This window comes from Frankia sp. CeRuru1, assembly GCF_977966315.1.
This window is the reverse complement of record NZ_CDWWEW010000431.1, coordinates 1,267-4,281: the sequence shown is the minus strand read 5'-3', so window position 1 is coordinate 4,281 and position 3,015 is coordinate 1,267. Positions and strand designations below refer to the sequence as shown.

At 69.3% G+C, this 3,015-nt stretch carries 3 protein-coding genes and 1 pseudogene; 3 read left to right on the top strand and 1 reads right to left on the bottom strand.

Translation table 11 applies throughout. The annotated features are described in order from the left end of the window. Positions 1 to 172, bottom strand: a 172-nt coding sequence (locus AC08OP_RS22005; RefSeq protein WP_476615919.1) for a transposase, incomplete at its 3' end; no start/stop codon positions are given. A gap of 22 nt (positions 173 to 194) precedes the next feature. Here AC08OP_RS22005 and AC08OP_RS22000 point away from each other — a divergent pair. The 3 genes and pseudogenes from AC08OP_RS22000 to epsC all read left to right on the top strand — a co-directional run. Further along, positions 195 to 1,424 (top strand): annotated as a pseudogene (locus AC08OP_RS22000) (RNA-guided endonuclease InsQ/TnpB family protein). A gap of 241 nt (positions 1,425 to 1,665) precedes the next feature. Beyond that, positions 1,666 to 2,595 (top strand): cysteine synthase A, encoded by a 930-nt coding sequence (gene cysK / locus AC08OP_RS21995; protein ID WP_476615918.1) that lies wholly within the window; start codon positions 1,666 to 1,668, stop codon positions 2,593 to 2,595. Between the two features lie 6 nt (positions 2,596 to 2,601). Then, positions 2,602 to 3,015, top strand: a 414-nt coding sequence (epsC, locus tag AC08OP_RS21990; RefSeq protein WP_476615917.1) for a serine O-acetyltransferase EpsC, incomplete at its 3' end; no start/stop codon positions are given.

Sequence of the window (3,015 nt, the reverse complement as noted above, 5' to 3'; positions counted from 1 at the left end):
ACTCGGCAAGGTCCGTTTCGAAGTCGGCGCACACCGCCCGCATGATCTCTTCCAGTCGGGTCAGGTGCCCGTCCTCGAAGACGCGGTGCCGGTATTTGGTCACGAAAACCAAGTGGGCGTGCAGCGCGAAAACGCAGTGCCTGCCAGTACGGATGTCGAGATCGCTGCCCATAGGCCAATGGTAGGCTCGATCTGTGCGGCTTCGGTACAACTTCCGCCTCGACCCGTCGCCGGGTCAGAGGGCGGCACTGTCCCGGACATTCGGCTGCGCCCGGGTCGTGTTCAACGACGGGCTGCGGCTGCGGCAGGAAGCACACACCGTCGGGTTGCCGTACGTGTCGGCTGGGGAACTGTCGAAGCGAGTCATTACCGAGGCGAAGAAGACCCCGCGACGGGCGTGGCTCGCCGACGTGTCGGCGGTGGTGCCGCAACAGGCCGCTGCGGATCTCAACGTTGCCTACCGGAACTGGTTTGACTCGCTGTCAGGGAAGCGGAAAGGCCGGAAGGTTGGGCCGCCCCGGTTCCGGTCGCGGAAGGACAGCCGGCAGGCGATCAGGTTCACGAAGAACGCCCGGTTCGTGGTGACCGAGGGCCATCGGCTCAGGCTGCCGAAGATCGGAGATGTACCGGTTCGCTGGTCGCGGGAACTGCCGTCCGACCCGTCGTCGGTGACGGTGATCCGGGATGCGGCGGGCAGGTACTTCGCGTCGTTCGTCGTACTGGTGGAGGGGGAGCCGCTTCCCCCGTTGGACTCCGAGGTGGGGATCGATCTCGGGCTGGAGTACTTCGCGGTTCTCTGCGATGGGACGAAGGTCACGTCGCCGAAGTTCCCGCGCCGGGCGCATCGGAAGGTGCGCCGGTTGCAGAAGGACCTGTGCCGCAAGAAGAAGGGCAGCACCAGGCGGAAGAAGGCTGTCGTCGAGGTGGCACGGGCGCACGCCCACGTTGCCGACGCCTGACGGGACTGGCAGCACAAGCTCTCCACGACGATCATCCGCGAGAATCAAGCGGTGTACGTCGAGGACCTGTGCGTGGCCGGTCTTGGCCGGACCCGGCTGGCCCGGTCGGTGTACGACGCCGGCTGGTCCCAGTTCATCGCGATGCTGGAGTACAAGGCCGCGCTGCATGGCCGGGCATTCGCGAAGGTCGACCGGTTCTTCCCGTCATCGCGGGTCTGTTCGGCGTGTGGGGTGAAGGACGGGCCGAAACCACTGGCGGTCCGGTCGTGGGCGTGCCCGGCCTGCGAGGTCGTCCACGACCGGGACGTGAACGCGGCACGGAACATCAGGGCCGAAGGGCGCAGGGTCGCCGCCGGGCAGGCGGAGACCGTAAACGCCCGTGGAGCGCGGGTAAGACCGGCCTCCGTGCCGGCACCGCGCGGCGAAGCGGGAACCCACCCGAAGCCCACGCCCACAGCGGCGTAGCAGGCGGGAACCTCCGCCCTTCAAGGCGGAGAGGATGCCAAGATGCGCCTGGCCTGAGGCGCCGGTACAGGTACCGACGACCCTGCGGGCCGGGGCTTCCGGATGTTGGCCCAGGGGGACCTGTGGGCCTACGTTCCCGGCCGTGGACGAACCAGCAGGCCCGTCGAGGTCGTTAGGAAGGGCGGGAAGGCGCGGGCCTGGCAGAGTGGATGACCACGGGGCCCGGCAGAGGAGAACATCGATGAGGATTGCGGAAGACATCACGCAACTGATCGGCAACACGCCGCTGGTCCGATTGCGTCGCGTCACGGACGGGGTGGGAGCCCAGGTCGTGGCCAAACTGGAGTCCTTCAACCCGGCGCACAGCGTGAAGGACCGCCTCGGGGTGGCCCTGGTCGACGCCGTGGAGCGGGCGGGGCTGATCGGGCCGGACACCGTCATCCTCGAACCTACCAGCGGGAACACCGGCATCGCCCTGGCCATGGTGTGCGCCGCCCGCGGGTACCGCTGCGTCCTGACGATGCCCGAGACGATGAGCACCGAGCGGCGGATGCTGCTGCGGGCCCTCGGCGCAGAGCTCGTGCTCACCCCCGGTGCCGAGGGCATGCCCGGCGCCATCGCGAAGGCGGAGGAACTCGCGAAGAACGACGAGCGGTACCTCATCCCGCAGCAGTTCGAGAACCCGGCCAACCCGGCGATCCACCGCGCCACGACCGCCGAGGAGATCTGGCGTGACACCGACGGGCAGATCGATGTGCTCGTCGCCGGGGTCGGCACCGGCGGTACCATCACCGGCGTCGCCCAGGTCATCAAGGAGCGCAGGCCCGAGGCGCGGTTCGTCGCCGTGGAGCCGTCGGCGTCGCCGGTGCTCTCGGGCGGGGTGAAGGGATCGCACCCGATCCAGGGCATCGGCGCCGGGTTCGTCCCGCCGGTCCTGGAGACCGGCCTCGTCGACGAGATCATCCAGGTCGATGGTGAGGACGCCTTCGACCTGGCCCGCCGGCTGGCCCGGGAGGAGGGACTCCTGGTGGGCATCTCCTCGGGCGCGGCGGTGTCGGCGGCGCTGCAGGTGGCCCGCCGCGCGGAGAACGCCGGGAAGCTGGTCGTCGTCGTGCTTCCGGACTTCGGCGAGCGCTACCTGAGCACACCGCTGTTCGCCGGGCTCGGGTGACCGGCTGTGCTCTCGACGTTGCGCCATGACCTGCGCACGGTGAAGGAGCGGGATCCGGCCGCCCGCTCCATCCTCGAGATCGCCCTGTGCTACCCCGGCGTGCACGCCGTCTGGGGCCACCGGATCAGCCACTGGCTGTGGACCCGTGACCTGCGGCTGCCCGGGCGCGTGGTTGCCACGCTCACCCGCATGCTCACCGGGGTCGAGATCCACCCTGCCGCCACGCTCGGCCCCGGCGTCTTCATCGACCACGCCACCGGCGTGGTCATCGGGGAGACCGCCGAGGTCGGCGCCGACGTCACGATCTACCACGGGGTCACCCTCGGCGGCACCAGCCTGGAACCGGCCAAGCGGCACCCCACCATCGGCGACCGGGTGATCATCGGTGCCGGTGCCAAGGTTCTCGGCAACATCACCATC